This is a genomic window from Streptomyces tendae, assembly GCF_008632955.1.
Lineage (GTDB): Bacteria > Actinomycetota > Actinomycetes > Streptomycetales > Streptomycetaceae > Streptomyces.
Genome location: NZ_CP043959.1, coordinates 1,446,579 through 1,473,286, shown reverse-complemented (window position 1 = coordinate 1,473,286; position 26,708 = coordinate 1,446,579). Strand labels below are relative to the sequence as shown.

General features: G+C 72.1%; 22 protein-coding genes and 1 pseudogene. 7 read left to right on the top strand and 16 right to left on the bottom strand.

Features of this window, described 5'->3' with window-relative positions:
• Nucleotides 1–28: 28 nt before the first annotated feature.
• Entirely contained in the window at nt 29–601 is a 573-nt protein-coding gene (locus F3L20_RS06920; protein WP_024888674.1) for a DUF742 domain-containing protein, read from the top strand.
• Nucleotides 582–1,162 (top strand): annotated as a pseudogene (locus tag F3L20_RS06915) (GTP-binding protein). The gene F3L20_RS06920 and the pseudogene F3L20_RS06915 overlap by 20 nt, the downstream one beginning before the upstream one ends.
• Nucleotides 1,163–1,469: 307 nt before the next feature.
• Here F3L20_RS06915 and F3L20_RS06910 read toward each other — a convergent pair.
• The 3 genes from F3L20_RS06910 to F3L20_RS06900 all read right to left on the bottom strand — a co-directional run bounded on the left by F3L20_RS06910 (nt 1,470) and on the right by F3L20_RS06900 (nt 5,025).
• Nucleotides 1,470–1,661, bottom strand: a complete 192-nt coding sequence (locus F3L20_RS06910) for an acyl-CoA carboxylase subunit epsilon (protein WP_145829950.1) — start codon at nt 1,659–1,661, stop codon at nt 1,470–1,472.
• 15 nt (nt 1,662–1,676) lie between these two features.
• The gene (locus F3L20_RS06905; RefSeq protein WP_150153083.1) at nt 1,677–3,260 is read right to left on the bottom strand and encodes an acyl-CoA carboxylase subunit beta; all 1,584 of its coding nucleotides are present in this window, start codon (nt 3,258–3,260) and stop codon (nt 1,677–1,679) included.
• A gap of 916 nt (nt 3,261–4,176) precedes the next feature.
• On the bottom strand, nt 4,177–5,025 hold the full coding sequence (locus F3L20_RS06900) for an SDR family NAD(P)-dependent oxidoreductase (protein ID WP_150157246.1): 849 nt from the start codon (nt 5,023–5,025) through the stop codon (nt 4,177–4,179).
• A 300-nt stretch (nt 5,026–5,325) separates the two neighbouring features.
• On the opposite strand from F3L20_RS06900, the gene hpnR reads away from it, so the two are divergent.
• Both hpnR and F3L20_RS06890 read left to right on the top strand, forming a co-directional pair.
• Complete coding sequence (gene hpnR / locus F3L20_RS06895; protein WP_145830231.1) at nt 5,326–6,825, top strand: hopanoid C-3 methylase HpnR; 1,500 nt, start codon at nt 5,326–5,328, stop codon at nt 6,823–6,825.
• Nucleotides 6,826–6,971: 146 nt separating this feature from the next.
• Nucleotides 6,972–7,574: a YceI family protein gene (locus F3L20_RS06890; RefSeq protein WP_150153081.1), complete on the top strand. Its 603-nt coding sequence runs from the start codon at nt 6,972–6,974 to the stop codon at nt 7,572–7,574.
• Nucleotides 7,575–7,691: 117 nt separating this feature from the next.
• On the opposite strand, the gene F3L20_RS06885 is transcribed toward F3L20_RS06890, so the two are convergent.
• The 7 genes from F3L20_RS06885 to ureA form a co-directional block, all read right to left on the bottom strand.
• On the bottom strand, nt 7,692–9,038 hold the full coding sequence (locus F3L20_RS06885) for a hypothetical protein (RefSeq protein WP_150153079.1): 1,347 nt from the start codon (nt 9,036–9,038) through the stop codon (nt 7,692–7,694).
• Nucleotides 9,039–9,174: 136 nt separating this feature from the next.
• Complete coding sequence (gene cimA, locus F3L20_RS06880; protein WP_150153077.1) at nt 9,175–10,776, bottom strand: citramalate synthase; 1,602 nt, start codon at nt 10,774–10,776, stop codon at nt 9,175–9,177.
• Between the two features lie 342 nt (nt 10,777–11,118).
• Nucleotides 11,119–11,664 (bottom strand): TetR/AcrR family transcriptional regulator, encoded by a 546-nt coding sequence (locus F3L20_RS06875; RefSeq protein ID WP_240810930.1) that lies wholly within the window; start codon nt 11,662–11,664, stop codon nt 11,119–11,121.
• Between the two features lie 56 nt (nt 11,665–11,720).
• On the bottom strand, nt 11,721–12,212 hold the full coding sequence (locus F3L20_RS06870; protein WP_150153073.1) for a hypothetical protein: 492 nt from the start codon (nt 12,210–12,212) through the stop codon (nt 11,721–11,723).
• 9 nt (nt 12,213–12,221) lie between these two features.
• Nucleotides 12,222–13,271 carry an agmatine deiminase family protein gene (locus F3L20_RS06865; RefSeq protein WP_150153071.1) on the bottom strand — a complete coding sequence of 350 codons (1,050 nt, stop codon included), beginning with the start codon at nt 13,269–13,271 and terminating at the stop codon, nt 12,222–12,224.
• 8 nt (nt 13,272–13,279) lie between these two features.
• Entirely contained in the window at nt 13,280–14,992 is a 1,713-nt protein-coding gene (locus F3L20_RS06860; protein ID WP_150153069.1) for an urease subunit alpha, read from the bottom strand.
• Nucleotides 14,989–15,708: an urease subunit gamma gene (gene ureA, locus F3L20_RS06855; protein WP_150153067.1), complete on the bottom strand. Its 720-nt coding sequence runs from the start codon at nt 15,706–15,708 to the stop codon at nt 14,989–14,991. The genes F3L20_RS06860 and ureA overlap by 4 nt, the downstream gene beginning before the upstream one ends.
• 159 nt (nt 15,709–15,867) lie before the next feature.
• Here ureA and F3L20_RS06850 point away from each other — a divergent pair, with 159 nt between their 5' ends.
• The gene (locus tag F3L20_RS06850; RefSeq protein ID WP_150153066.1) at nt 15,868–17,301 is read left to right on the top strand and encodes a cytosine permease; all 1,434 of its coding nucleotides are present in this window, start codon (nt 15,868–15,870) and stop codon (nt 17,299–17,301) included.
• Nucleotides 17,302–17,355: 54 nt separating this feature from the next.
• Here the strand turns inward: F3L20_RS06850 and F3L20_RS06845 are convergent, their stop codons facing one another.
• The 5 genes from F3L20_RS06845 to F3L20_RS06825 all read right to left on the bottom strand — a co-directional run bounded on the left by F3L20_RS06845 (nt 17,356) and on the right by F3L20_RS06825 (nt 23,002).
• The gene (locus F3L20_RS06845) at nt 17,356–18,444 is read right to left on the bottom strand and encodes a branched-chain amino acid aminotransferase (RefSeq protein WP_150153064.1); all 1,089 of its coding nucleotides are present in this window, start codon (nt 18,442–18,444) and stop codon (nt 17,356–17,358) included.
• A gap of 249 nt (nt 18,445–18,693) precedes the next feature.
• Nucleotides 18,694–19,737 carry a 3-isopropylmalate dehydrogenase gene (locus F3L20_RS06840; RefSeq protein WP_145830220.1) on the bottom strand — a complete coding sequence of 348 codons (1,044 nt, stop codon included), beginning with the start codon at nt 19,735–19,737 and terminating at the stop codon, nt 18,694–18,696.
• 163 nt (nt 19,738–19,900) lie between these two features.
• On the bottom strand, nt 19,901–20,032 hold the full coding sequence (locus F3L20_RS35230) for a hypothetical protein (RefSeq protein ID WP_106967124.1): 132 nt from the start codon (nt 20,030–20,032) through the stop codon (nt 19,901–19,903).
• A 323-nt stretch (nt 20,033–20,355) separates the two neighbouring features.
• Complete coding sequence (gene pruA / locus F3L20_RS06830; protein ID WP_150153062.1) at nt 20,356–21,987, bottom strand: L-glutamate gamma-semialdehyde dehydrogenase; 1,632 nt, start codon at nt 21,985–21,987, stop codon at nt 20,356–20,358.
• Between the two features lie 34 nt (nt 21,988–22,021).
• On the bottom strand, nt 22,022–23,002 hold the full coding sequence (locus F3L20_RS06825; protein ID WP_150153060.1) for a proline dehydrogenase family protein: 981 nt from the start codon (nt 23,000–23,002) through the stop codon (nt 22,022–22,024).
• A gap of 138 nt (nt 23,003–23,140) precedes the next feature.
• Between F3L20_RS06825 and F3L20_RS06820 the strand changes: the two genes are divergently transcribed.
• Nucleotides 23,141–24,379, top strand: coding sequence for a PucR family transcriptional regulator (locus F3L20_RS06820; protein WP_206338866.1), 1,239 nt, complete (start codon nt 23,141–23,143; stop codon nt 24,377–24,379).
• On the opposite strand, the gene F3L20_RS06815 is transcribed toward F3L20_RS06820, so the two are convergent.
• A complete protein-coding gene (locus F3L20_RS06815) occupies nt 24,360–25,034 on the bottom strand; it encodes a TetR/AcrR family transcriptional regulator (protein ID WP_240810855.1) in 675 nt (224 codons plus the stop codon). The genes F3L20_RS06820 and F3L20_RS06815 overlap by 20 nt on opposite strands.
• Before the next feature lie 84 nt (nt 25,035–25,118).
• Between F3L20_RS06815 and F3L20_RS06810 the strand changes: the two genes are divergently transcribed.
• Nucleotides 25,119–26,666, top strand: coding sequence for an MFS transporter (locus tag F3L20_RS06810; RefSeq protein WP_206338865.1), 1,548 nt, complete (start codon nt 25,119–25,121; stop codon nt 26,664–26,666).
• Nucleotides 26,667–26,708 lie beyond the last annotated feature (42 nt).

Below are 26,708 nucleotides of genomic sequence, written 5' to 3'. Positions count from 1 at the left end.
GTGCCAGGCACAGTCGGAGGAGGAGAAAGTGGCAACACCCCCAGACGGTTCATCAGCGGGTAACTGGTCGTACGGCCCTGCCCAGGGTCAGAACGACGGTTCCCAGAACCGGTACGGTTACCCCTCCGCGCCACAGCACCGGCAGCCGTACGCGCCACAGGGCCCCGGCCCCTCGCCGTACGACCAGCCGCAGGCCCCGCGCATCCAGCCCGTGCAGCCGCAGCGCCGAGCACCCGAGCCGACGCCCGCCGGGGCGTCGAACAATCCCCTGGTGCGCCCGTACGCCATGACGGGCGGTCGTACCAGGCCGCGGTACCAGCTCGCCATCGAGGCGCTGGTGCACACCACCGCGCAGCCGCACCAGATGCAGGGCCAGTTGCCCGAGCATCAGCGGATCTGCAACCTCTGCCGGGAAATCAAGTCGGTGGCCGAGATCTCGGCCCTGCTGACCATCCCTCTCGGCGTGGCCAGGATCCTCGTCGCCGACTTGGCGGAGGCGGGACTGGTCGCCATCCATCAGCCCGGCGGCGACGAGAGCGCCGGCGGCCAGCCAGACGTGACACTGCTCGAAAGGGTGCTCAGTGGACTTCGCAAGCTCTAGCGGCGGTCCTTCCCGCTCCACCACCTCGGCGAAGATCGTGGTGGCGGGTGGCTTCGGCGTGGGCAAGACCACGTTCGTCGGGGCCGTTTCGGAGATCAACCCGCTGCGCACGGAGGCCGTCATGACGTCTGCTTCGGCAGGCATCGACGACCTCACCCACACCGGGACAAGACCACCACCACGGTGGCCATGGACTTCGGCCGCATCACCCTGGACCAGGACCTGATCCTGTACCTCTTCGGTACACCCGGCCAGGACCGCTTCTGGTTCATGTGGGACGACCTGGTCCGCGGCGCCATCGGCGCGATCGTGCTGGTCGACACGCGTCGTCTGGCCGACTGCTTCCCGGCGGTCGACTACTTCGAGAACTCCGGTCTGCCGTTCGTCATCGCCCTCAACGGCTTCGACGGACAGCAGCCGTACCAGCCGGACGAGGTGCGGGAGGCGCTGCAGATCGGGCCCGACACCCCGATCATCACGACGGACGCGCGGCATCGGGCCGATGCGAAGTCGGCGCTGATCACGCTTGTGGAGCACGCGCTGATGGCCCGCCTCCGCTAGCCCTCCCCCACTCACACCAGCCCCCCACGGCGTGTTGCCGCGGGGGGCTGGTGCATTCAGCCCCCGAGGTGGCGGGCGCTGTCGCACGCCGGGTGCGGGCCGCCGGGGGCCGACCGCGCAGTTCCCCGCGCCCCTGAAGGGGCGTTGCCCCCCGCCGCCTGCGGGCAGTCGTGCCGGGGGCCGGCCGCACAGTTCCCCGCGCCCCCCGCCGCCTGCGGGCAGTCGTGCCGGGGGCCGGTCGCGCAGGGCCTCGCGGCCCTCGGGGGGTGCGCAGAAGGGCCCCTCCTTGAGGAGGGGCCCTTCTGGGTCAGCGCCAGCTGTGGGGGGCTCGGAAGCCCGGTTCGCGTTCCAGGCGGCGCCAGCCCGCCCGGGGCCGGCCCCGGTGGGCCGGAGCGGCGGACGGCGGGGTGGCCGCACGGGCCATGAGGATCGCCGCGATCGCGGCCACCTCCTCCGGCTCGGCGTGGCCCTTCTCGACGCGGATGTCAGGTGTCGTCATCGTCTGTTCTCCCAGTTACTGGGGCGGGTTGCCGTGCTTGCGTGACGGCAGGTCGGCGTGCTTGGTCTGGAGCATCGCCAGGGACCGGATCAGCACCTCACGCGTCTCGGCGGGGTCGATCACGTCGTCGACCAGGCCCCGTTCGGCCGCGTAGTAGGGGTGCATCAGCTCGGACTTGTACTCCTTGACCATGCGCGCCCGCATGGCCCCGGGGTCTGGCGCCTCGGCGATCTGACGGCGGAAGATGACGTTGGCCGCGCCCTCGGCACCCATCACCGCGATCTCGTTGGTCGGCCAGGCGTAGGTGAGGTCGGCGCCGATGGACTGGCTGTCCATGACGATGTAGGCGCCGCCGTAGGCCTTGCGCAGGATCAGGCTGATGCGCGGCACGGTGGCGTTGCAGTAGGCGTAGAGCAGCTTGGCGCCGTGCCGGATGATCCCGCCGTGCTCCTGGTCGACGCCCGGCAGGAAGCCGGGGACGTCCAGGAAGGTGAGGATCGGGATGTTGAAGGCGTCGCACATCTGCACGAAGCGGGCGGCCTTCTCGGAGGCCTCGATGTCCAGCACGCCGGCCAGCGCCTGGGGCTGGTTGGCGACGATCCCGACGACCTGCCCGTCCATCCGCGCCAGCGCGCAGATGATGTTGCGGGCCCAGCGCTCGTGGACCTCGAGGTACTCGCCGTCGTCGACGATCTCCTCGATCACCTTCGCCATGTCGTAGGGGCGGTTGCCGTCGGCCGGGACGAGGTCGAGCAGGACCTCGCCGCGGCGTTCGGCGGGATCGGAGCTCTCCACCCGCGGCGGGTTCTCCCGGTTGTTCTGCGGCAGCAGGGACAACAGGTAGCGCACCTCGTGAAGGCAGGTCTCCTCGTCGTCGTAGGCGAAGTGGCACACCCCGGAGGTCTCGGCGTGCACGTCCGCACCGCCGAGCCCGTTCTGGGTGATCTCCTCCCCCGTCACCGCCTTGACGACGTCCGGGCCGGTGATGAACATCTGCGAGGTCTCACGGACCATGAACACGAAGTCCGTCAGCGCCGGGCTGTAGGCGGCACCGCCCGCGCACGGGCCCAGCATCACCGAGATCTGCGGGATCACCCCCGACGCCCTGGTGTTGCGCTGGAAGATCCCCCCGTACCCGGCCAGCGCCGAGACGCCCTCCTGGATACGGGCCCCCGCACCGTCGTTCAGCGACACCAGCGGCGCCCCGGCCGCGATGGCCATGTCCATGATCTTGTGGATCTTCGCGGCGTGCGCCTCCCCCAGCGCACCGCCGAAGATCCGGAAGTCATGGGCGTAGACGAACACCGTCCGCCCCTCCACCGTCCCCCAGCCGGTGATCACACCATCGGTGTAGGGCTTCTTCTCCTCCAGACCGAAACCGGTCGCCCGGTGCCGCCGCAACTGCTCCACCTCACGGAACGAGCCCGGATCCAGCAGCAGTTCGATACGCTCCCGCGCGGTCAGCTTGCCCTTGGCATGCTGCGCCTGGGTCGCCTTCCCGCCCGGGCCGGCCAGTGCCCGGGCACGGATCTCGTGCAGTTCGGCCACGCGTCCGCGCGCGTCGGTCGGCTCACCCGGCGCCTCATCCAAAACGGTCATGTAGTGACCTTACGAAGCCCGCCGCTGATTGCGAGCCGTCGACTCCTCACAGTCTCCAGGTCGTTTTCCTGGTAGCACTGAACAGAACCATGGCCTGGTGCAGGCGTTCCGACTGCTCAGAGGCCCTCACGCTTGTGGGAGTCGCACAAAGCCGTCAGCTGAGAGCCGCCTCACATGTGTGCGTCACACATGCCTCCCCCGGAGTGACGCGCGGCCGCAGCCGGGGTCCGGTGGCCAGAATTTCCACGGACCCGGAGGCCTTGAGCACCTCCCTCACCGGATGATCCCATTCGATCTCCACCGGTTCGCCCGTTCGGGTCGGCTCGCTCACGCCGGGGATGACAGTACGCCCTTGACGGGCGCAGCAGCACATCAGCCGGGCGGGAGGCGGTGAGCCCTCCCGGCGCCTCCGGCCCGCCGGAAGGCAACGGCGGTGAGACCGAGGGCGGTACGGCGACGCCCTGCCGGGCACCGTCGTTGGCCACGGCGTTCGGTGGTGCCGCCCACCCAGCGGGCGTCCGGGACGGGTCCCCCAACTCGCCCCCAGCCCGGTCAGGCAGACGAGGCGAGGGTCAGGGTCCACATGCGGGCGCAGGTGGCGGTGATGCCGGAGGGAGGGTCGAAGGGGAGACGGGCCGGAGGGACCCGGGAGGGGGGTCCATGGCGTCCGGAGGGCGCGGGCGCGTTTCCCGGCGGCCGGCTGGGAGGCGTACGGCTCGGCGGCCGGGTCGTATCCGGTGCCGAGCGTGAGATCCGTCCAACGCCGCCGCAGCGTGTCGTACGGATCGTCCCGGCCGGGTCCCGGCCGCCGTCCCTGCGTCACGTCGCCGTCCTCCGCGCCGGAAACCCGGGGGCCCTGCCCGGCCGGGCAGCCGGGAACACGCCCGCGGGCACCGGGCCGGGGTCGCGAGCGGGCTCAGCCGAAGCGGTTGAGCAGTTTGCGGTAGAGGCCGGGGGTGAGGGCGCGGACCCGGGCGGGAAGGGTGAGCCAGGACGGGACGTAGGTGTCGTCGCGGGCCTCGTCGACCGCCTCCCACACGGCGGCCGCGACCCGGCCGGGCGAGGTGGGGCGTGGCCGGGAGCGGTGGTACGGCCGGCCCCGGCGAGCGAAGAAGCCGGTCTCGACGGGCCCCGGCACGACCAGCGTGACGCCCACGCCGGTGCCGCGCAGCTCCTGCCGGAGCGCCTCGGCGAACGCGGCCAGTCCGGCCTTGGCCGCGGAGTACACCGCCTCCTCGCGCACGCCCACCGAGCCGGCCACCGACCCGACCAGCACCACCCGGCCGCCGCCCGAGGCGACCATGGCGGGCAGCACCTCGCGGACCAGGTGGAGGGTGGCGTTGAGGTCGAGGAAGAGCACCCGGTCGATGTCGGTGTGCGGCATGGTCAGGAAGGGCCCCGCCCAGCCGATGCCCGCCCCGGCGACGAGCAGGTCGATGCGTCCCGCCTGCCTCAACGCGGCCTCGGCCAGCATCTTCGCCCCGTCCGGGGCGGCGAGGTCGGCGGGCAGCAGGACGGCGGACGTGCCCGAGGCCGTCTCCTCCAGCCGTCGCCGGTCGCGCCCGCTGAGCAGCAGGTGCCAGCCGCCGGCGGCGAAGCGCCGGGCGGTGGCCGCGCCGATGCCCGAGGACGCGCCGGTGACGAGGGCGACCCGCCGGTCCGTGCGAGGCGGGCCCTGTCCGGGGGCCGCCGCCCCGGTGGGGACGGCGGAGGCGGCGGGATCCGCCGGGGGGTCGTAGGTGGAATCGGAGCCGGTGGTGGTCACGAGTCGGTCTCCCATGCGCTGTCGCTGCGGGCCTCGCCATCCAGGACACCCCCGGTCCGGTGCGGCTGCCAGCGCAGCGGCCCGTTCGCGGCAGCCGCGGCGGCACCCCGCCGGTGCGCGCGGCCGCCCTGAGCCGGGCGGGACGCGGGCGGTCGCGGGTGCGGCGCGCCGCGCCGCAGGACCACTCCTGCGGGCCGCCGGGTGCGGCCATGCGGGCGTATGGGCAGTACGTGCCGCGCCTCGCCGGGTTACGAAAGGGACGTCCAGCTCCGATCCCGGCTCCGTGGCGAGGTCACACTGATGCGTCTGCTGCTCGTCCACCCCAGCGCCCTGATGTACTCCGAGATCTTCCTCCGGCTCGAACCCCTGGGTCTGGAGCGGGTGGCCGGTGCCGCACGCGAGGCGGGCCATGAGGTCCGGGTGGTCGACCTCCAGGTGCTGAGCGTGCGGCGGCTGCGCGACGAGGTGCGCTCCTTCCGCCCCGAGGCCCTCGGCATCTCGCTGAACTACCTGGCGAACATCCCGGAGGCGATCCGGCTGGCGGAGCGGGTGAAGGAGGAGGTGCCGGGCTGCTTCGTGTTCCTCGGCGGCCACAGCGTCTCCTTCGTCGCCGAGGAGGTCATCGAGCAGGCGGGGGGTGCCGTCGACGCCGTGGTGCGCGGGGAGGGCGAGCCGGCCGTGGCACCGCTGCTGGAGGCGGTGCGGGACGGCGGGGTGGACGGGGTGCCGGGCGTCGTCACGGCGTCGGGGCGCGGCCCGGCCCCGCTGATGCTGCACGGCATCGACACCCCGCTCCCGGCCCGCGACCTGATGCGCGGCAGGCGCCGCTACTTCATCGGGGAACTGGACCCGTGCGCCTCGATCGAGTTCACCCGCGGCTGTCCCTGGGACTGCTCCTTCTGTTCGGCGTGGACCTTCTACGGCCGCAGCTACCGCAAGGCGTCCCCCGAGGCGGCGGCGGAGGACCTGGCGCGGATCCGCGAGCCGAACGTGTTCATCGTCGACGACGTGGCGTTCATCCGGCCCGAGCACGGCAACGCGATCGCGGCCGAGGTGGAGCGGCGCGGCATCCGCAAGCAGTACTACCTGGAGACCCGCGCCGACGTGCTGCTGCGCCATCCCGAGGTGTTCGAGCGCTGGGCACGGCTGGGGCTGCGGTACATGTTCCTCGGCATGGAGGCGATCGACGCCGAGGGGCTCGACCTCTACCGCAAGCGGATCAGCCCCGACGAGAACCTGAAGGCGCTGGAGGTGGCCCGCCGGATGGGCATCCGGGTCGCCATCAACCTGATCGTGGACCCGTCGTGGGACGAGGAGCGGTTCCGGGTGGTGCGGGAGTTCGCGCTGGCCGTGCCCGAGATCGTGCACTTCACGGTGATGACGCCGTACCCGGGGACGGAGATCTGGCACACCGAGTCGCGGCGTCTCACCACGCGCGACTACCGGCTGTTCGACATCCAGCACGCGGTGGTGCCGACCACGCTGCCGCTGGACCGCTTCTACGAGGAGCTGGTGCGCACCCAGGCGGTCATCAACCGCAAGCACCTGGGGCTGCGCACGGCGTTCGGGGCGGCGCGCGTGCTGACCCGCAACCTGGCGCACGGGCAGACGAACTTCGCCCGCATGCTGTGGAAGTTCAACCAGGTGTACAACCCGCGCCGGCAGCTCGCCGACCACGCGCGTCCGGTGCGTCACGAACTGCCGCTCCCGCAGCGGCTGGATGTGGGCGACCGGCGCCAGCTCTACGTCCACACCCGGGGCGCGACGCAGGGCGCTCCGACCCGCCGCACGCCGGACTAGACGGGCCCGGCCGATCACTATCACTCGTTCGAGCGAGGGATCACGACACCTTCCCCGAAAGATGTTGAACTTTGAAGGGAATGGGTCTACGGTGGGCCGTGTTGAGTTAGTTGAACATTCAACGTGATCTCCCCAGGAGGAACATCATGGGTCTCTTCGGCCGCAAGGACAACGACAAGGGCGCCACCGACTCCGCGGTGAGCCCGGACCTGGCCGCGCTGACCGGCGAGTACACGATCGACCCGGCGCACACCACGATCGGTTTCGTGGCGCGCCACGCGATGGTCACCAACGTGAAGGGCAGCTTCAAGGACTTCACCGGCACCCTGCAGCTCGACGGCTCGGACCCGAGCCGCTCCACGGCCACGCTCGACGTGGTGATGGACAGCATCGATACGGGCAACGCCGACCGTGACGGTCACCTGAAGAGCGCGGACTTCTTCAAGACGGACGAGTTCCCGACGATGACGTTCCGCTCCACCAAGGCCGAGGCCCTGGGCGGCGACGACTACCGGATCACCGGTGATCTGAGCATCCTGGGCACCACCCGGCCGATCACCATCGACCTGGAGTTCAACGGCGCCGCGAAGGACCCGTTCGGCAACGAGCGCGTCGGCTTCGAGGGCAGGACCGAAATCCTGCGCTCCGAGTGGGGCCTGACCTGGAACGCCGGCCTGGAGACGGGCGGCGTGCTGGTGTCGGACAAGATCAAGCTGAACTTCGACATCTCGGCGATCCGCAAGGCGTGACGCCCCCTCGCGGCGGTCGACAGCGCCCCGCGCCCGAGCGCGCCCGCTCCCCGGCACCCTGTGCGGGAGGGCGGGCGCTCGCGTGTCCGGGCACCACCGGCGGGCACCGGTGAGCGGTCAGAACCCGCCTCCGCCGAAGTCGCCGCCGCCGCCTCCGCCGAAGTCCCCGCCTCCGCCGAACCCGCCCCCGAAGTCACCGGGGTCGAAGTCGGCGCCCGAGACGTCGCCGCCGCCGTAGCCGCCGAAGTCCCCGTAGCCGGAACCGTAGTCGGCCGCGTAGCCGGGGCCGGCCATCACGCCGCCGAGCAGGGTGCCGACGAGCAGGCCGGGCAGCAGGCCGCCGCCGAAGTAGCCGCCGGCCCAGGGGCCGTAAGCGGGGCCGGCCTCCCAGTAGGGACGGCGGCCGTACTCGGTGTCGACCTCGCGGACGGCCGGGTCCCGGCCGTCGGCCAGACGGGCCTGGTCGGCCGCGCACACCGGCACCTCGCGCTCGGAACCGCCGGGCGGCGTCCACCGGGCGTCGGCGACCGAGGGTCCGTGGCGCGGGTCGAAGAAGCAGGGCGGGCGGCGCTCCGGCACCGGCCTGCCCTCACGGCGGGCGGCCAGCGAGGCGAGTGCGAACCGGCCGTCCTCCACGGCCTCGGTCACCGGCCGGACGTCCTCCGGTTTCCCGGCGGCCGCCATGTACCTCTTGGACTGCTCGTAGGCGTCCAGCGCGCGCTCGTAGTCCGCGCGCATCGCGTCGTCCGCGCCGGGCTCGCCCGGGTGGAAGTCGAGACGGTCGAGTTCCTCGCCGAACGCGGTGATGTCCTCGTCCACCACGACCCGCAGCTTCTCCAGCGCGGCCCGCTGCTCCTCCTCGTGGCGGAGCCTGCGGCGACGGGTCACCGCGTACGCGCCCGCTCCGCCGGCCGCCACGAGCGCGCCGACGGTGATCAGACCTCCGACCGGGACCCCGCCGGACCCGTCGCTCCAGGAGTTCGGCGCGCCGCCGCCGATGTTGCGCACGGCGCTGTCGACGAAGTCGTTCAGCTGGGCCTTGGCGTCCCCGGCGCTCTGCACCGACCCGACCAGGTTGGACACACCCTGCCGGCTCATCACGCTGCTGTCGGCCCGGGCGTCGAAGCGGTCGCCGAGCCGGACGCCGTAGAGCCCGGTGACGCCGGTCTCGGTGCGTAGCTCGCGGAAGAGGTTCTGGGTGGGGAAGTCCGCCGGGAGGACCGCGATGAAGATCGGCTTGTCGGCGTCCTCGATCTTGTCGGCGAGGGCCTCGGCGTCGGACGCCGACAGGATGTCCCGGGCGGCGGGATCGACGTAGACGGGGCTGTCGCGGAGCTTCTCGGCGACGACGGAGAGGTCGGTGGCCGCCCGCGCCCCCGGCGCGCCGGCCATCAGGATCGCCAGGGCGGCGGCCACCGGCAGGATCAGCAGGCGGAGGAGGGTACGCGTCGATGCGGCCTTCATACCTTCGAAGCTACCTGAATATGCCTGGAAACGGACATCCGGACCGGTGGACGTCGAAACCGCCCGCCGGTCCGGTGCCCTCAGGACGCGGACCTGTGGCCTCCGGTCCGGAAGACCTCGGCCGCGCCGGGCCGGGTCAGGCGGGTTCGACCTGGGCGCGCAGCAGTCCGTAGGTGTAGGCGTCCTCCAGGGCCTGCCAGGAGGCGGCGATGACGTTCTCCGCGACGCCCACCGTCGACCACTCGCCCTCCCCGTCGGAGGTGGAGATCAGCACCCGGGTCGTGGACTGGGTGCCGTGCTTGCCCTCCAGGATGCGCACCTTGTAGTCGACCAGCTCCAGCTTGGCGAGCTGGGGGTAGATCTTCTCCAGGGCGACGCGCAGGGCGCGGTCGAGGGCGTTGACCGGGCCGTTGCCCTCGGCGGTGGCGACGATGCGCTCGCTCTTCGCCCACAGCTTCACGGTGGCCTCGTTGGCGTGGGTGCCGTCGGGGCGGTCCTCCACGATCGCCCGCCACGACTCGACCTCGAAGTACCTCAGCGGCCTGCCCTCGGCCTCGGCGCGCAGCAGCAGTTCGAAGGAGGCGTCGGCGGCCTCGTAGGTGTAGCCCTTGAGCTCGCGCTCCTTGACCCGCTCCACGACCCGGCCGACCAGTTCGCGGTCGCCTCCGAGGTCGATGCCGAGCTCCTTGCCCTTGAGCTCGATGGAGGCGCGGCCGGCCATGTCGGAGACCAGCATCCGCATGGTGTTGCCGACCTGCTCGGGGTCGATGTGCTGATACAGGTCGGGGTCCACCTTGATCGCGGAGGCGTGCAGTCCGGCCTTGTGGGCGAAGGCGGAGACACCGACGTAGGGCTGGTGGGTGGAGGGGGTGAGGTTGACGACCTCGGCGATGGCGTGGGAGATGCGGGTCATCTCGCGCAGCCGGCCGTCGGGCAGGACCTTCTTGCCGTACTTCAGCTCCAGGGCCGCGACGACCGGGAACAGGTTGGCGTTGCCGACCCGCTCGCCGTAGCCGTTGGCGGTGCACTGCACGTGGGTGGCGCCCGCGTCGACCGCGGCGAGGGTGTTGGCGACCGCGCAGCCGGTGTCGTCCTGGGCGTGGATGCCGAGCCGGGCGCCGGTGTCGGCGAGGACGGTGGCGACGACGGCCTGGATCTGCGCCGGGAGCATGCCGCCGTTGGTGTCGCACAGGACGACGACGTCGGCCCCGGCCTCGGAGGCGGCGCGGACGACGGCTTTGGCGTACTCGGGGTTGGCGCGGTACCCGTCGAAGAAGTGCTCGCAGTCGACGAAGACGCGGCGGCCCTGCGCCTTGAGGTGGGAGACCGTGTCGCGGACCATCGCGAGGTTCTCATCGAGGGTCGTGCGCAGCGCGAGCTCGACGTGCCGGTCGTGGGACTTCGCGACCAGGGTGATCACCGGCGCGCCGGAGTCGAGCAGCGCCTTCACCTGCGGGTCCTGGTCGGCGGTGGTGTCGGCGCGGCGGGTGGCGCCGAAGGCGACCAGCTGGGCGTGGCGGAACTCGATCTCCTGCCGGGCGCGGGCGAAGAACTCGGTGTCGCGGGGGTTGGCGCCGGGCCAGCCGCCCTCGATGAAGCCCACGCCGAACTCGTCCAGGTGCCGTGCGATGGCCAGCTTGTCGGCGACCGTGAGGTTGATGCCCTCACGCTGGGCGCCGTCGCGCAGGGTGGTGTCGAAGACGTGGAACGAGTCGTCGAGCTCGCTGGGTGCGGTCATGGTCTGAAGGCTCCTGTATTGGATCTCGGTCTACCGGAATGACCGGTTCCACCGTTCCCCCATGGTCCCTCGCGCCCGGTTCCCGGCTGCGGGTGGGCCAGGAAACAGAAAAACCTCTCGCGGGTGCGAGAGGTCTGCGCGCGGGTCGAGGACGACGGTGTCCGCCCGTACGGTGTCGTACGTGCGGTCACTGCGGACCGGCGCGCCTGCTGCCAATAATCGTGGCGAACGAGAGCACGGGGGGATTTTGGCACACACCGCCCGTCCGCTCACCGTCCGTCTCAGGATGCGGGCGGCGCACCCGGTGCGGTGAGACGCCGCACCCGTGGTCCGGCGCGGTTCTCAGCCCTGTCCGAGCAGCGTCTCGTCGAGGAACTCCCTTACGTGGTCCAGGACCTGGAGCCGGTCCGTGCCACGCAGGCCGATCGCCACGTGGATGGACAGGCCGTCGAGCAGCGCGCGCAGCCGGGCGGCGTAACGGTCGGCGTCGACGGCACGGAACTCGCCCCGGGAGACGCCCTCGGCGAGCAGCGCCACCAGGTCGCGGTGCCAGGCGCCCTCGATCGCGGCCTGCCGGTCGCGCGCCTCGGCCGCCGCGTTCTGCGAGCGGTTCCACACCTCCAGCCACAGCGTCCAGTGCGGGTCGCGGTGCCCGTCGGGCACGTACAGCTCGACGTACGCGTCGAGGCGGGCGCGGGCGGTGCCGGTGCGGGCGAGCAGCCGGGCCCGCTCGGCGCCCAGGCGTCCCTCGCTCCACTCCAGGGTGCGCAGCAGCAGTTCGTCCTTGGAGCCGAAGTAGTAGAGCAGGTGCCCGCTGCTCATCCCGACCTCGCGGCCGAGCGCCGCCATGGTGAGCTGTTCCAGACCGCGCTCGGCGATCATCGCCATGGCGGCGGCGAGGACGTCCTCACGCGGCGGCGCGGGGGTGCGACGACGGGCGGCGGTCACGGAGCGGCCTCCACCCGGACGGCGTCCGGGACCAGCCTGGTCTCGTAGCCGCTGCAGCAGTCCGTGCACACGATCGCCACCTCGGCCCCGCAGCCGCAGACGTGGTTGGCCCCCCTGTGTCCGTCGAGACCGCAGCACCCGCTCAAGCGTCGCGAGTCGGGGTGCGGGCCGGTGTGCACGACGTCGTCCGGGCGCAGCACATACGTGCCGCGCGGCCCCTCGGAGAGCAGGAAGCCCCGCTCGTCGGACATCCACCTGCCGCCGGGCACGACGCCGTCGTACTCCGCGTCGGGATCGGCCGGTCGGAACGGCGGCCCGAACGGCAGCGGATCGACGGCGTACGTCCCGCGGGGGACGCTCGGCGGACCCTGCCGGCGGCCGTCCGGGCCCGGGACCCCGTCCCGGCCGGGGTACCCGGACATCTCGTCGAGGCGGCGGACCGGCTCGGTCAGCCGGGTCCCGCAGGTCACGCAGAGCAGTACGTTCACCCGTACGTTCTACCGGACCGTGGTTCTCGGCTGCTGCTGGGTGATGCAGTGGATGCCGCCGCCGCCCGCGAAGACCGTCCGGGCGTCGACCTGGGTGACCGTGCGGTCGGGGAAGAGGCGGCGGAAGATGCCGGTGGCGACCTCGTCGCGGGGGTCGTCGAAGCCGCAGAGCACCACACCGCCGTTGCACAGGTAGTGGTTGATGTAGGAGTAGTCGGCCCAGTGGCCGTCCGCCTCCAGTACGGCCGGGGCGGGCACCTCGACGACCTCCAGGCGACGCCCTCGCGCGTCCGTCTCCCCCCGCAGCAGGCCGATGGCCTCCCGGGTGACCTCGTGGTCCGGGTGGGCCGGGTCGGGCTGGTGGTGGGCGACGACCACACCGGGCCGGGCGAAGGCGGCGACGATGTCGACGTGGCCCAGGGTGCCGAAGCCGTACGGCGGATAGTCGGCGGTGAGGCCGCGCGGCAGCCAGATCGCCTTCCTGGTGCCCAGGTGGGCGTGGATCTCCGCCTCGACCTCGGCCCGGCTCCGGCCGGGGTTGCGCTCGGGGCCGAGCTGGACCGTCTCGGTGAGCAGGACGGTGCCCTCGCCGTCGACGTGGATGCCGCCGCCCTCGTTGACGAGGTCCGTGGCGTACGTCCGCGCCCCGGCGAGGTCCGCGACGTGTGCGGCGATCTTCGCGTCGTGTTCCCAGCGGGCCCACTCCTGGGCGCCCCAGCCGTTGAACGTCCAGTCCACGGCGGCCAGCCGGCCCGCACCGTCGGTGAGGAAGGTGGGTCCGACGTCCCGCATCCAGGCGTCGTCCAGCTCCCGCTCCACGGTGTCGATGCCGGGCCCGAGCAGCCGGCGCGCCTGCGCCGACTGCCCCGGGCCGCACACCACGGTGACCGGCTCGAAGCGGCGCACGGCACGGGCGACCTCGGCCCAGGCGGTACGGGCGGCGGCCAGGTCGCCCGGGTCGGCGAAGGTGGGGTTCGGGCTGGGCCAGGCCATCCAGGTGCGCTCGTGCGGGGTCCACTCGGCGGGCATGCGGAAGCCGTCGGAGGCGGGCGTGTTCATCTGGGTCCTCAGAGGAAGTAGAGGCGGTTGAGGGAGACCTCGTCGGCGGGCCGGGAGCGCAGCGGCTCCCCGTCCAGGGTGACCAGACCGGTGCGCGGGTCGACGTCGACGGAACCGGTGCGGGAGTTGCGGAGCAGGTCGGCGGGCCCGATGCCGCGGGTGCCGCGCACGGCGACGCGACGGCGCCGGGTGGGCAGGGTGTCGTGGCCCTGCTCGACGGCGGCGCGGGCGACGAACGCCACCGACAGGTCGGCGGGCGTGGCACCGTACGCGCCGAACTGCGGTCCGAGGACGAGGGGTTCGCAGGTGTCGGTGGCCGCGTTGGGGTCGCCCGTGACGCCGTACGCGGGAAAGCCGGACTTGAGCACCAGCTGGGGCTTCGCCCCGAAGTACTCCGGGCGCCACAGCACGATGTCGGCGAGCCTGCCCGGTTCGAGGGAGCCGACCTCGTGCGCGAGGCCGTGCGCGATGGCCGGGTTGACGGTCAGCTTGGCGATGTAGCGCAGCACCCGTTCGTTGTCGTCGTCGCCGTCCGCGCCGAGCTCGGCCTTCATCTTCCCGGCCATGGCGAAGGTCCGGCGGACGGTCTCCCCGGCGCGGCCCATGCCCTGGGCGTCGGAGGAGGTGATGCCGATGGCGCCCAGGTCGTGCAGCACGTCCTCGGCGCCCATGGTCCCGGCACGGACCCGGTCGCGGGCCATGGCGGCGTCGCCGGGCAGGTCCGGCTTGAGGTCGTGAACGGAGACGATCATGCCGTGGTGCTCGGCGACCGCGTCCCGGCCGAAGGGCAGGGTGGGGTTGGTGGAGGAGCCGATGACGTTCGGCACACCCGCCATCTTCAGCACGTTGGGGACGTGTCCGCCGCCGCAGCCCTCGATGTGGAAGGCGTGCACGGTGCGGCCCTCCAGCGCCTTGAGGGTGTCCTCCACGGACAGGCACTCGTTCAGGCCGTCGCTGTGCAGGGCCACCTGGACGTCGTGCTCCTCGGCGACGCGCAGCGCGGTGTCCAGGGCGCGGGTGTGGGCGCCCATGTCCTCGTGCACCTTGAAGCCGGACGCGCCGCCCTCGGCGAGCGCCTCGACCAGCGGGGCCGCGTGGGACGACGAACCCCGGCCGAGGAAGCCGATGTTGACCGGCCAGGCGTCGAAGGCGGAGAACGCGTGGCGCAGCGCCCAGGGCGAGTTGACGCCGACGCCCCACACCGGGCCGAACTCCTGCCCGATGACCGTGGTCACCCCGGAGGCGAGGGACGCCTCCATGACGCGCGGCGACAGCAGGTGGACGTGGGTGTCGACCGCGCCGGCGGTGGCGATGAGCCCCTCGCCGGAGACGATCGTGGTGCCGGTGCCGACGACGACGTCCACGCCGTCGAGGGTGTCGGGGTTCCCGGCGCGCCCGATCGCGCTGATCCGGCCCTCCCGGATGCCGACGGACACCTTCCGGACGCCGAGGACGGCGTCGATCACCACCACGTTGCTGATGACGACATCGCAGGTCTCGCGGACGGAGGCGGCCTTGAGGTGGAGTCCGTCGCGGGCGGTCTTGCCGAACCCGGCGAGGAACTCGTCCCCGTACCGCTGGGTGTCGGACTCGACGCGGATCACCAGGCCGGAGTCGCCGAGGCGGAGGCGGTCTCCGGCCCGGGGGCCGTGGGTGGCGGCGTAGGCGTGCGGGTCGAGGCCGTCGTACTCGCCGGTCCCGCGGCCCAGGGTGCGGCTCATGGTGTGGCTCCTTCCGCGGTGCCGGGATGGTCGCCGGGGACCGTGGCACCCAGGTAGCCGCAGGCGGCCGCGCGGCGCAGCGCCTCCTCCTTCGCGCCCGGCGCGTCCAGCGGGCCGTCGACCAGTCCGGCGAAGCCGACGGCGACACGGGCCCCGCCGATCGGCACCAGACCGACCTGCCGGGTCTCGCCCGGCCCGAAGCGCACGGAGGACCCGGCGGGCACGGCGAGCCGCATGCCATAGGCGTCGGCCCGGGAGAAATCCAGGCGCGGGTTGGCCTCGAAGAAGTGGAAGTGGGAGGTGACCGAGACGGGCACGGAGGCGGTGTTCGTGACCGTCAGCGCGGCCACCGGCTCGGGGTCCGAGTGGGCGGGGCCGGGGAGCAGCGCGCCCGGGGCGTCCCCGCCGAGGCCGCCTCCGACGGGGTCGGCGACGATCGCGAGCCGGGAGCCGTCGTCGAAGACGGCCTCGACGTGCACCTCGGTGACCACGTCGGCCACCCCGGGCAGCACGTCGTCCGGGCCCAGCACCGAGCGGGCCCGCTCCACGGCGTCCGCCAGGCGCGCGCCGTCCCGGGCGGCCTCGCAGACGGTGTCGGCGATCAGCGCCGTCGCCTCGGGGACGTTCAGCCTGAGTCCCCGGGCGCGGCGGGCCCGGGCCAGCTCGGCCGCGCCGAACAGCAGCAGCCGGTCGCGTTCCGTCGGGGTCAGTCTCACGCCGTGAACACCTCCTTGCCTTCCCTCGGTCCTCGATTAGAGCATCACTCTAAACCTCCGATTCGTCGAGCGAAACCGTTGACGGGGGGCCTCTGAGAAGACACATTGAACGTCGCTCTAAACAGCTGAACGCCGGGTGACCGTTGAAGGAGACCAGCCATGCCGAGGGAACTGCGCGGAGTCGACACCATCCCCGAGGCGGAACGCACCAGCGGGCCACGTGACCTCGTCTCGATCCTGCTGGGGTCCAACCTCTGCCTGGGCGTGATCGTCTTCGGCTGGCTGCCGCCGTCCTTCGGCCTGGACTGGTGGTCGTCGGTCACCTCGGTGGTGGCCGGCACCGTCGTCGGCACGCTGTTCACCGCGCCGCTGGCCCTGGTCTCGCTGCGCACCGCGACCAACCTGTCGACCTCCTCCGGCGCGCAGTTCGGCGTACGCGGGCGGCTGGTGGGCTCGGTCGTCGGGCTGCTGCTGGCGCTCGGCTACACCGCGCTGACCGTGTGGATCGGCGGGGACGTGATGGTGGGGGTGCTCGGGCGGCTGTTCGGGCTGCCGGCCGACGGGACGGCGTACACCGTGGTCTACGCGCTGCTCGCGGCGGCGACCGTGGCGGGCGCGGTCTACGGCTACCGGGTGCTGCTCGCCATGTCCCGGGTGCTGGCGTTCGGCATGACGGCCCTGCTGGTCCTGGGCGTGATCGCCTACGCGCCCGGCTTCACGACCGGGGCGCTGCCCGAGGCCGGGGGCTATCTGCTGGACGGCTACTGGCCGACCTGGCTGCTGGCCGCGGTGGCCGCCGGGCTGTCCGGGCCGATCGCCTTCATCACCCTGCTCGGCGACTACACCCGGTACATCTCCCCCGCCCGCTTCTCCTCCCGGCGGGTGCTGCGCGCGACCTGGCTGGGCCTGATGCTGGGACTGCTGGTGCCCCAGCTCTTCGGTACGTTCACGGCGTACGCGGCCCACGCCGCCCTCGACTACGCAGGCCCGCTGGTCGACGCGGCCCCCGGCTGGTACCTGGTGCCGCTCCTGCTGGCCGCGTCCGCGGGGTCGGTCGGCAACGCGGGGCTGATGCTGTACTCGATGGGGCTCGACCTGGACGCGATCCTGCCGCGCGCGTCACGGGCGACGGCGACGTATGTCGTCGCGGTGGTCGCGACGGTCTGCGTCTTCGGGGGGCACTACCTCTCGACCGCGCAGGACGCGATGACCTCGTTCGTCCTGCTGCTCACCGCCGTCGGCACCCCGTGGGCGGTGATCACCCTGATCGGGTCCGTGCGCTGCGGAGGTGTCTACGACGCGGACGCGCTCCAGGTCTTCAACCGCCGCGCGCGGGGCGGGGCGTACTGGTACACCGCCGGCTGGAACATCCCGGCGACGGTGTCCTGGGCCCTGGGTTCGACGGTCGGCCTCCTCGCCGTCTCCCTGCCCTCCTACGAAGGCCCGCTGGTCGCCCTGACGGGAGGGGTGGACGGGAGCTTCCTGCTGTCGGGCGCGGCGGGCGGGGCGTCGTACGTCCTGGCGACGCGCCGCACCCGGGAAACCTCGGCGCCCGTGACGCCCGTACGGGCGCTGGAGGACGAGCGGGTCTAACAGCGCCGTACAGGTACGAGGGGTCCGGGGCCGCGGCCCCGGACCCCTCACCCGTCACGCCAGCTTGTGCATCCAGCCGTGCTTGTCCTCCACCGTGCCGCGCTGGATGTCGAGGAGGGCCTGGCGGAGGCGGACGGTGACCTCGCCGGGCTCGCCGCCGCTCTGCTGCCACTCCCCGCTCGCGCGCTTCACCGTGCCGACCGGCGTGATGACGGCGGCCGTACCGCAGGCGAACACCTCGGTGAGGCTGCCGTTCTCGGAGTCGCGCTGCCACTGCTCGACGGAGACGCGCTCCTCGACCGCCTCGTAGCCGAGGTCGCGGGCGACGTCCAGCAGGGAGTCACGGGTGACGCCCTCCAGGATCGACCCGGTGAGGGCCGGCGTGACGATCTTGTTCCCGTACACGAAGTACAGGTTCATGCCGCCCAGCTCCTCGACCCACTGGTGCTCGACGGCGTCGAGGTAGCAGACCTGATCGCAGCCCTTGGCCGCCGCCTCGGCCTGCGCGAGCAGGGAGGCCGCGTAGTTGCCGCCGGTCTTGGCGTCGCCCATGCCGCCGGGGACGGCGCGGACGCGGTCCTCGGAGACCCAGATGGACACCGGTTTCACGCCCCCCGGGAAGTAGGCGCCGGCCGGGGAGGCGATCACCAGGAACAGGTACTCGTTGGCCGGCTTCACGCCCAGCCCGACCTCGGTGGCGATCATGAAGGGCCGCAGGTACAGCGACTCCTCGCCGCCGTGCGCCGGGACCCACGCCTGGTCCTGGGCGACCAGCGCGTCGCACGCCTCGATGAAGGTCTCGACGGGCAGCTCCGGCATGGCCAGGCGCGCGGCGGAGCGCCGGAAGCGTTCGGCGTTCTTCTCGGGGCGGAAGGTGGCGACGGACCCGTCGGGCTGCCGGTAGGCCTTGAGGCCCTCGAAGATCTCCTGCGCGTAGTGCAGCACGGTGGTCGCCGGGTCGAGGGAGATCGGCGCGTACGGGACGAGCTGGCCGTCGTGCCAGCCGCGGCCCTCGGTCCACTTGACCGCCACCATGTGGTCGGTGAAGTGGCGGCCGAAGCCGGGGTTGGCCAGGATCGCCTCGCGCTCCGCGTCGGAGAGCGGGTGGGCCGAGGGCTTGAGCTCGATCGTGGGCGTCGTCATGAGTGCTTGTCCTTCACCAGTTGTAGTGACGGGCCGCGCACACGCCCGTACGGCCCGTGGCCAGTACCAGGACGTCCGAGCATTCCCTCAGTCCGCGGCTCCGCGTTCGATTATCGCCCGGCGGAGGCAGGGGAAGAAACAGGGTGATTGCGGCCCGGTGGTCGTCGACGTCACCCGGCGGTGAACAGACGAAGCCGCCGGGTGCGGATGCGACCCGGCGGCTTCGAGTGGTGTCGAGGTGGCGCCGGGTCAGCCGGCTACTCGTGCGGCGAGCGCGTCGCCGATCTCCGAGGTGCTGCGGGCGGGCAGGCCACCGCGCTCCGCGAGGTCGGCGGAGACGGCGTCCTCGATGCGGGCGGCCTCGGCGTCGTGGCCCAGGTGGCGCAGCAGGAGCGCGACGGACAGGACCGTGGCGGTGGGGTCCGCCTTGCCCTGGCCCGCGATGTCCGGGGCCGAGCCGTGCACGGGCTCGAACATGGACGGGAACTCACGGCCCGGGTTGATGTTGCCGGAGGCCGCGACACCGATGCCGCCGGAGACGGCCGCGGCGAGGTCGGTGATGATGTCGCCGAAGAGGTTGTCGGTGACGATGACGTCGAACCGGGCCGGGTCGGTGACCAGGTAGATGGTGGCGGCGTCGACGTGGATGTAGTCGGTGGTGACGTCCGGGTACTCCTCGGCCACCTTGTTGAAGACGTTCGTCCACAGGTGGCCGGCGAAGGTGAGCACGTTGTTCTTGTGGACCAGCGTCAGCTTCTTGCGCGGGCGGGCCTGGGCGCGGGCGAAGGCGTCACGGACGACACGCTCGACACCGAAGGCCGTGTTGACGGAGACCTCGGTGGCCACCTCGTGCGGGGTGCCCTTGCGGATGGTGCCGCCGTTGCCCGTGTAGGGGCCCTCGGTGCCCTCGCGGACGACCACGAAGTCGATCTCGGGCTGTCCGGCGAGGGGCGTGGCGACGCCCGGGAGGAGCTTCGACGGCCGCAGGTTGACGTGGTGGTCGAAGGCGAAGCGGAGCTTGAGCAGGAAGCCCCGCTCGAGGACCCCGGAAGGGACGCTCGGGTCGCCGATGGCGCCGAGCAGGATCGCGTCGTGCCGCTTGAGCGCGTCGAGGTCGGCGTCGGTGAGGGTCTCACCGGTGGCGTGGTAGCGCCGGGCGCCGAAGTCGAACTCCTTGGTCTCCAGCTTCACATCCTGCGGAAGGACGGCGGAGAGGACCTTCAGGCCTTCGGCCACGACCTCCTGGCCGATGCCGTCACCGGGGATCACTGCGAGATCGATGCTGCGAGACATGCGGGAACCCTACTCCTCGTCCCACGGGATGACATGCGGCGTCCGCCATACGGACACCCGGGCGGGTCAGCATCCGGTTGGGCAGGTCAGTGGCCGGTCGGGCAGGTCAGGTCGGGCAGGTCAGTGGCCGGTCGGGCAGGTCAGTGGCCGGTCGAGCCGCCGGTCAGTGGCCGGTCGAGCCGCCGTTGTCCCGGCGGTCGAGGGCGCGCTGCAGGGCGGCGGCGGCGTTCTTGCGGTCGTTCTCGGCGCTGCGGACGGAGCGGCGGACGCGGCGGCGGGCGGTCGTCTCGGGCATGGCTGATCGACTCCTTCGGAAGCGCGCGCAGAGATGCGGGTGCGCGGAGGGTGACGAGACGCCGGAAGGGGCGGGGAGCCACGGCCACAGGGGTCGCCTGTGTGGGGCCGGCTCACGACCGCCGTTCGCTGGATCGAGCGATGCGTTCGGCTCCTACAAAAGTAAGGGTGCCGGGAGCATCTGTCTGCACAATTACTTGGGCTTCCTACTATCTGAGACGGTGGAGTGGGTCACACCCTCCTGACCTGGGGTTCTTCCGGATGCGGACAGACGAACGGGCCAGGTCGGGGGGTGACCTGGCCCGTTCGCGATCGGGGTGGGCGTCAGCCCATGTGCGGGTACGTGTAGTCGGTCGGCGGGACCAGCGTCTCCTTGATGGCGCGGGTCAGCGTCCAGCGCATCAGGTTCTGCGGGGCACCGGCCTTGTCGTTGGTGCCGGAGGCACGGCCGCCACCGAAGGGCTGCTGACCGACCACGGCACCGGTCGACTTGTCGTTGATGTAGAAGTTGCCGGCCGCGTAGCGCAGCTTCTCCATCGTGTACGCCGCCGCCGCGCGGTCGTTGGAGATGACCGAGCCGGTGAGGGCGTAGTCGGACACCGACTCCATCTGGGTCAGCATCTCGTCGTACTTGTCGTCCTCGTAGACGTGCACGGCGAGGATCGGGCCGAAGTACTCGGTGCGGAACACCTCGTTCTCCGGGTCGGCGCACTCGATGACGGTCGGGCGCACGAAGTACCCCACCGAGTCGTCGTAGGAGCCGCCCGCGACGATCGTGCAGGCCGGGTCCTCCTGGGCACGGTCGATGGCGGCCTTGTTCTTGGCGAAGGACCGCTCGTCGATGACGGCGCCGATGAAGTTCGACAGGTCGGTGACGTCACCCATCGTGATGCCGTCCACCTCGGCCGCGAACTCCTCCTTGAAGCCGGAGTTCCAGATCGAGGCCGGGATGTAGGCGCGGGAGGTGGCCGAGCACTTCTGGCCCTGGTACTCGAAGGCGCCACGGGTCAGCGCGGTCTTGAGGATCGCGGGGTCGGCGCTCGGGTGGGCGACGACGAAGTCCTTGCCGCCGGTCTCGCCGACCAGACGCGGGTAGGTGCGGTACTTCTCGATGTTCTGGCCGACCGTCTTCCACAGGTGCTGGAAGGTCTTGGTCGAGCCGGTGAAGTGGATGCCCGCCAGGTCGCGGTGGGCGAGGGCCACCTCCGACACGGCGAGGCCGTCGCCGGTGACGAGGTTGATGACGCCCTTGGGCAGTCCGGCCTCCTCCAGCAGCTGCATCAGCAGCACGGCGGCGTGGGTCTGCGTCGGGGACGGCTTCCACACCACGACGTTGCCCATCAGCGCGGGCGCGGTGGGCAGGTTGGCCGCGATGGCGCTGAAGTTGAAGGGCGTGATCGCGTAGACGAAGCCCTCCAGCGGCCGGTGGTCGAGGCGGTTCCACACGCCCGGGGAGTTGGCCGGGGGCTGCTCGGCGAGGATGCCGCGCGCGTAGTGGACGTTGAAGCGCCAGAAGTCGACCAGCTCGCAGGGGCTGTCGATCTCGGCCTGCTGGGCGGTCTTGGACTGACCCAGCATGGTGGAGGCGGCGATGGTCTCGCGCCAGGGGCCGGCCAGCAGTTCGGCGGCGCGCAGGATGATGGCCGCGCGGTCGTCGAAGGACATCGCGCGCCAGGCGGGGGCGGCGGCGAGGGCCGCGTCGATGGCGTCCTGGGCGTCCTGCTGGGTGGCGTTGGCGTAGGTGCCGAGGCGGGCCTTGTGGTTGTGCGGCTGCACGACGTCGAAGCGCTCGCCGCCGCCCATCCGCTTCTCACCGCCGATGGTGCAGGGCAGGTCGACCGGGTTGTCGGCCAGCTCCTTGAGCTTGGCCTCCAGCCGGGCCCGCTCGGGGGTGCCGGGGGCGTAGCCGTGCACCGGCTCGTTGACGGGGGTGGGGACCTGGGTCACAGCGTCCATGGGTTCCGTAACTCCTTGTGTGAGCGGTGTGGTGTCAGCCCTTGGTGATCATGCTGCGGGCGAAGAACCGGAGGTTGGCCGGCTTCTCCGCCAGACGCCGCATGAAGTAGCCGTACCAGTCGGTGCCGTAGGCGGTGTAGACGCGCATGCGGTGCCCCTCGGCGGCGAGCCGCAGGTGCTCGTCCCCGCGGATGCCGTAGAGCATCTGGAACTCGTACTCGTCGAGCTTGCGTCCGGCGGTGCGGGCCAGTTCCTGGGCGATGGAGATCAGGCGCGGGTCGTGCGACCCGATCATCGGGTAGCCCTCGCCCTCCATCAGCGTCCGCAGGATGCGCACGTACGCCTTGTCGATCTCGTGCTTCTGCTGGTAGGCGACCTCGGCGGGCTCCTTGTAGGCGCCCTTCACCAACCGTACGCGACTGCCGGCCGCGGCAAGGCGGCGCGCGTCCTCCTCGGTGCGGAAGAGGTAGGCCTGGATGACGCAGCCGGTCTGCGGGAAGTCCTTCCGCAGCTCCTCGTGGATGGCGAACATCGAGTCGAGGGTGGTGTGGTCCTCGGCGTCGAGGGTGACCGTGGTGCCGATCTCGGCGGCGGCCTCGACGACCGGGCGGACGTTGGCGAGGGCCAGTTCGTGGCCGCCGGGAAACGCGGAGGTGGACCCGGAGGGTCCTCCGTCGAGGCCGGCGGTGGGCGACGGGAGGGACTGACCGAACATCGACAGCTTCACCGACATCTCGGCGCGCGGCCCGAGCTCCAGCGGCTTCAGCCGGCCGATCAGCTCCAGGTAGGCGTCACGGGCGGCGGCGGCCTGCGCGGGCGTGGTGATGTCCTCGCCGACGACGTCCATGGTCAGCTCCAGCCCGTTGCCGGTGAGCTCCTGGACGATGGGCAGGATCTCGTCGACGGTCTCACCGGGGATGAAGCGGTCGACGACCTGCTTGGTCACCGGGGCCGCCGAGATCAGGCGTCGCATCCGGTCGCTGCGCGACGCGGCGAGAATCACGGGACCCAGCACGGGGCACCTCCACAAGCTGCATGAGGCCGTCACCCGACGTTTCGGGGACGGCACGGAGAACCACCGTGAAACCTAAGGATGACCCCGATCCTGTGCCATCGACAGACGTCACGCATCCCTGAACCAGATCTCAGACAGATGTATGAAGGGCGCCGGCTTTTGAGGCAGAATGCCCGGGTGACGTCGGAATACAGGGACGACTACCAGGAGCTGGTGGACGAGATCTCGGAGCTCCTCGGCGCTCCGGCGACCCTGGAGAACCGCGACTTCGAGCTGATCGCCTTCGGCGCGTACGACAGCGAGGGTGACCTCGACCCGTCCGCCCTGGACCCGGTGCGCGCCCGCTCGATCCTGACCCGGCGCTCCACGGCGGCGGTCCGCGCCTGGTTCGAGGGCTTCGGCATCACCCGCGCGACCGGCCCGGTCCGCATCCCGCGCACCCCGGAGGCGGGCGTGCACCGGGGGCGCGTCTGTCTCCCGGTGCGCCATCGCGGGATCGCCCTCGGGTACGTCTGGCTCCTGGAGGACGACCCGGGGCCGACACCGGAGCAGCTGGACGCGGCCATGCGGGTGACGGCGCGGATCGGCGCGCTGCTCGCGGACGAGGCCCAGCACGGCGCGGACCTCACACGCGAGCTGCGCGCGGTGCTGACCGCGGAGCGGGACTGGCAGCGGGACATGGCGGTCGCCGAGCTGCGCAGCGCCCTCGGCCCTCGCTCCGAACGCCTGCACACGGTGGTCTGCGTCGCCCCCTGGCCGTCCGCCGACCCCGACGACGCGCCCTCCGTCCGTACGGTGCCGGGGGCGACGGCGCTGTGCACCCTGCCGTGGGGGGCCACCTCGGTGTCGCTGGCGCTGCTGCTGCGGCTGCGCTCGACCGACGTGCTGTCACCGGCGACGACGGCGGCCGGGCGGCTGCTGGAGCGGGCCCGCGACAGCCGTCCGGCGGGCCGGTCCGGGCCTCCTCCGGTGGCCGCCGGCATCGCCGCGCCCCGCAGCGGCCTGGCCGACCTGGGCACCGCCTGGGACGAGGCGTCGGCGTCGGCGCGGGCGGCGCTGGCCGAACCCCGCCTCGGGCCGGTCGCCCGCTGGGCGTCGATCGGCCCGTACCGCCTGCTGACCGCGCTGTCGCCCGGCGCCGCCCACGACCCCGCGGTCGGCCCGCTGCTCTCCCCCGCGCACACCGAGCTGGCCCGCACCGCCGAGGCGTACCTCGACTGCGCGGGCCAGGCCGGGCGCACGGCGGCGGAGCTGGGCATCCACCGCCAGACGCTGTACTACCGGCTGTCGCGGATCGAGCAGCTCACGGGCCTGGACCTGGACGACGGGGAGGACCGCCTGCTGCTGCACATGGCGCTCAAGGCGCACCGTCTGTAGGCGCGTTCCCGGTGGCCGCCCCGGGTGCGCCGTCCGGGGCCGCCGCGGGTGGGTTGTGCGTGGCCGCCTCGGGTGCCTTGTCCGTGGCCGCCCGGAACACCTGGCGCAGGCCGGCGGTGAGCCGCCGGGCGTCGGGAGCACTGTCCGGGTCGAAGGTCCACTGGGCGATGAGACCCGTCATCAGCGTGACGTAGAAGGAGCCCAGGGTGTCGGCGGTCTCGTCGGACACGTCCTCCTCCCGGCCGCCCATCAGCAACGGCACCAGTCCGCGCCCGGCCTCCCGCTGGGCCGCGGCCAGGTGTGCGCGCACCTCGGGCAGCCGGTCGCCGAGGGCCAGGACCTCCATGCTGAGCCGCCACACCGAGCCGGGGTCCTTCATGGTGGCGATGATGTTCGCCCACACCCGCTCGAACCGCTCCAGTGAGCCGGGCGCGGCCTCGTCCACCGTGCCGTCGCCGTCGAAGGCGTCGCCCATGCCCTCCACGAGGGAGACGTAGGCCTGGGCGAGCAGCGCGTCCTTGGAGCCGTAGTGGTAGCCGATGGACGCGAGGTTGGTCCCCGACTCCTTGACGATGTCGCGCGCCGTCGTACGCACGAACCCCTTGGCGAGCAGGCAGCGCTTGGCGCCCTCGAGCAGATCCTCACGGTGTCCCATGGCGGCAGCCTACCCCGGTGTTCATACAGCCGTCTTATACAAGCGTTCTAGACAGCCGTATAAGACGTGCGTACAGTCACCGGCATGACATCCAACACCCACCCGCCCCGGGCCGGCCGCCGTGAGTGGACCGCGCTCTGCGTGCTGATGCTGCCGCTGCTGCTGGTCTCGATGGACGTCTCCGTCCTCTACTTCGCGGTCCCGCAGATCAGCGCCGATCTGGAGCCGACCGGCACCCAGCAACTGTGGATCTTCGACATCTACGGCTTCGTGCTGGCCGGACTGCTGATGACCATGGGCGCGCTCGGCGACCGCATCGGCCGCCGCAGGCTGCTGCTCGCCGGCGCGGCCGCCTTCGGCGCCGCCTCCCTGCTCGCCGCCTACGCGCACAGCGCGGAGACCCTGATCGTCGCCCGCGCGGTCCTCGGCATCGGCGGCGCCACCCTGATGCCCTCGACCATGGCGCTGGTCCGCACGATGTTCACCGACCCCGGCCAGCGGGCCAAGGCGATCGGGCTGTGGTCCGGGGTGATGACCGGCGGCATCGCCCTCGGCTCGGTGATGAGCGGGCTGCTGGTCGAGCACTTCTGGTGGGGCTCGGTCTTCCTGGTCAACCTGCCCGCGATGGTCCTGCTGCTGGTGCTCGGTCCGGTGCTGCTCCCCGAGTCGCGGAATCCCTCCCCCGGCCGCTTCGACCTGCTGAGCGTCCCGCTGTCCATGGCCGCGGTGCTGCCCGTCGTCTACGGCCTGAAGGAACTGCCCTCCGAGGGCTGGAACGTCCGGTACGTCGTCTCGATCACCGTCGGCCTGCTGTTCGCCGCGCTGTTCGTCCACCGGCAGCGCACCGCGACGTCACCGATGATCCCGCCCGCGCTGTTCCGAGGGCACGGCTTCAGCCCCGCGCTCGCCCTCAACACCCTGTCCGCCTTCGGCATGATGGGCTCGGCCTACTTCACCACCCAGTACCTGCAGTCGGTCCTCGGCAGGAGCGCCCTGGAGGCCGCGCTGTGGAGCCTGCTGCCGTCGGTGCTGATCGGCGCCGCCGCGCCGGCCGCCGCCCAGCTGGTGCGGCGCGGGGTAGAACGCGCCTGGGTGGTCACCGCCGGATTCGTCGTCGCCGCCTGCGGCTACGGCCTGCTCGCACTGGCGGGCACGGACTCGCTGTGGCTGGTGCTGGCCGCCTGCGGGGTGATGGCCGCGGGCATCGTCGTCGTGATGTCCCTGCTCACCGACCTGGCGCTGAGCTCGGCCCCCGTGGACCGGGCGGGCGCCGCGTCCTCCCTGCTGGAGACCGGCACCGAGTTCGGCGGCGCCCTGGGCATGGCAGCCCTGGGGTCCGTCGGCACCGCCGTCTACCGCCACGGGATGCCGGACTCTGCCCCCGCCCCGGCCCAGGAGACCCTGGGCGGCGCGCTGGCCGTCGCCGCCGAACTGCCGGGGCGCGCGGGGGACGTCCTGGCCGCGGCGGCACGCGAGGCGTTCACCGACGGGATGCGGGGCGCCGCGATCGCCGGGGCGCTGCTTCTCCTCGTCGCGGCGGCGGTCGCGGTGGCGGGACTGCGGCACATCCGCGTGCGGCCGGACACGGAGAACGCCGGACAGGCTGACACACTCAGCCCGTCCGGCGTGTGAGGACGAGTCCGTTCAGGGCGAACGGGGGGGCACCGGGGGCGA

Coding starts and splice junctions, on each gene's coding strand:
- F3L20_RS06910 (WP_145829950.1), bottom strand. CDS start 1,661: ATGACGACACCTGACATCCGCGTCGAGAAGGGCCACGCCGAGCCGGAG.
- F3L20_RS06905 (WP_150153083.1), bottom strand. CDS start 3,260: ATGACCGTTTTGGATGAGGCGCCGGGTGAGCCGACCGACGCGCGCGGA.
- hpnR (WP_145830231.1), top strand. CDS start 5,326: ATGCGTCTGCTGCTCGTCCACCCCAGCGCCCTGATGTACTCCGAGATC.
- F3L20_RS06890 (WP_150153081.1), top strand. CDS start 6,972: ATGGGTCTCTTCGGCCGCAAGGACAACGACAAGGGCGCCACCGACTCC.
- F3L20_RS06885 (WP_150153079.1), bottom strand. CDS start 9,038: ATGAAGGCCGCATCGACGCGTACCCTCCTCCGCCTGCTGATCCTGCCG.
- cimA (WP_150153077.1), bottom strand. CDS start 10,776: ATGACCGCACCCAGCGAGCTCGACGACTCGTTCCACGTCTTCGACACC.
- F3L20_RS06875 (WP_240810930.1), bottom strand. CDS start 11,664: ATGGCGATGATCGCCGAGCGCGGTCTGGAACAGCTCACCATGGCGGCG.
- F3L20_RS06865 (WP_150153071.1), bottom strand. CDS start 13,271: ATGAACACGCCCGCCTCCGACGGCTTCCGCATGCCCGCCGAGTGGACC.
- F3L20_RS06860 (WP_150153069.1), bottom strand. CDS start 14,992: ATGAGCCGCACCCTGGGCCGCGGGACCGGCGAGTACGACGGCCTCGAC.
- F3L20_RS06850 (WP_150153066.1), top strand. CDS start 15,868: ATGCCGAGGGAACTGCGCGGAGTCGACACCATCCCCGAGGCGGAACGC.
- F3L20_RS06845 (WP_150153064.1), bottom strand. CDS start 18,444: ATGACGACGCCCACGATCGAGCTCAAGCCCTCGGCCCACCCGCTCTCC.
- F3L20_RS06840 (WP_145830220.1), bottom strand. CDS start 19,737: ATGTCTCGCAGCATCGATCTCGCAGTGATCCCCGGTGACGGCATCGGC.
- F3L20_RS35230 (WP_106967124.1), bottom strand. CDS start 20,032: ATGCCCGAGACGACCGCCCGCCGCCGCGTCCGCCGCTCCGTCCGCAGC.
- pruA (WP_150153062.1), bottom strand. CDS start 21,987: ATGGACGCTGTGACCCAGGTCCCCACCCCCGTCAACGAGCCGGTGCAC.
- F3L20_RS06820 (WP_206338866.1), top strand. CDS start 23,141: ATGTATGAAGGGCGCCGGCTTTTGAGGCAGAATGCCCGGGTGACGTCG.
- F3L20_RS06815 (WP_240810855.1), bottom strand. CDS start 25,034: ATGGGACACCGTGAGGATCTGCTCGAGGGCGCCAAGCGCTGCCTGCTC.
- F3L20_RS06810 (WP_206338865.1), top strand. CDS start 25,119: ATGACATCCAACACCCACCCGCCCCGGGCCGGCCGCCGTGAGTGGACC.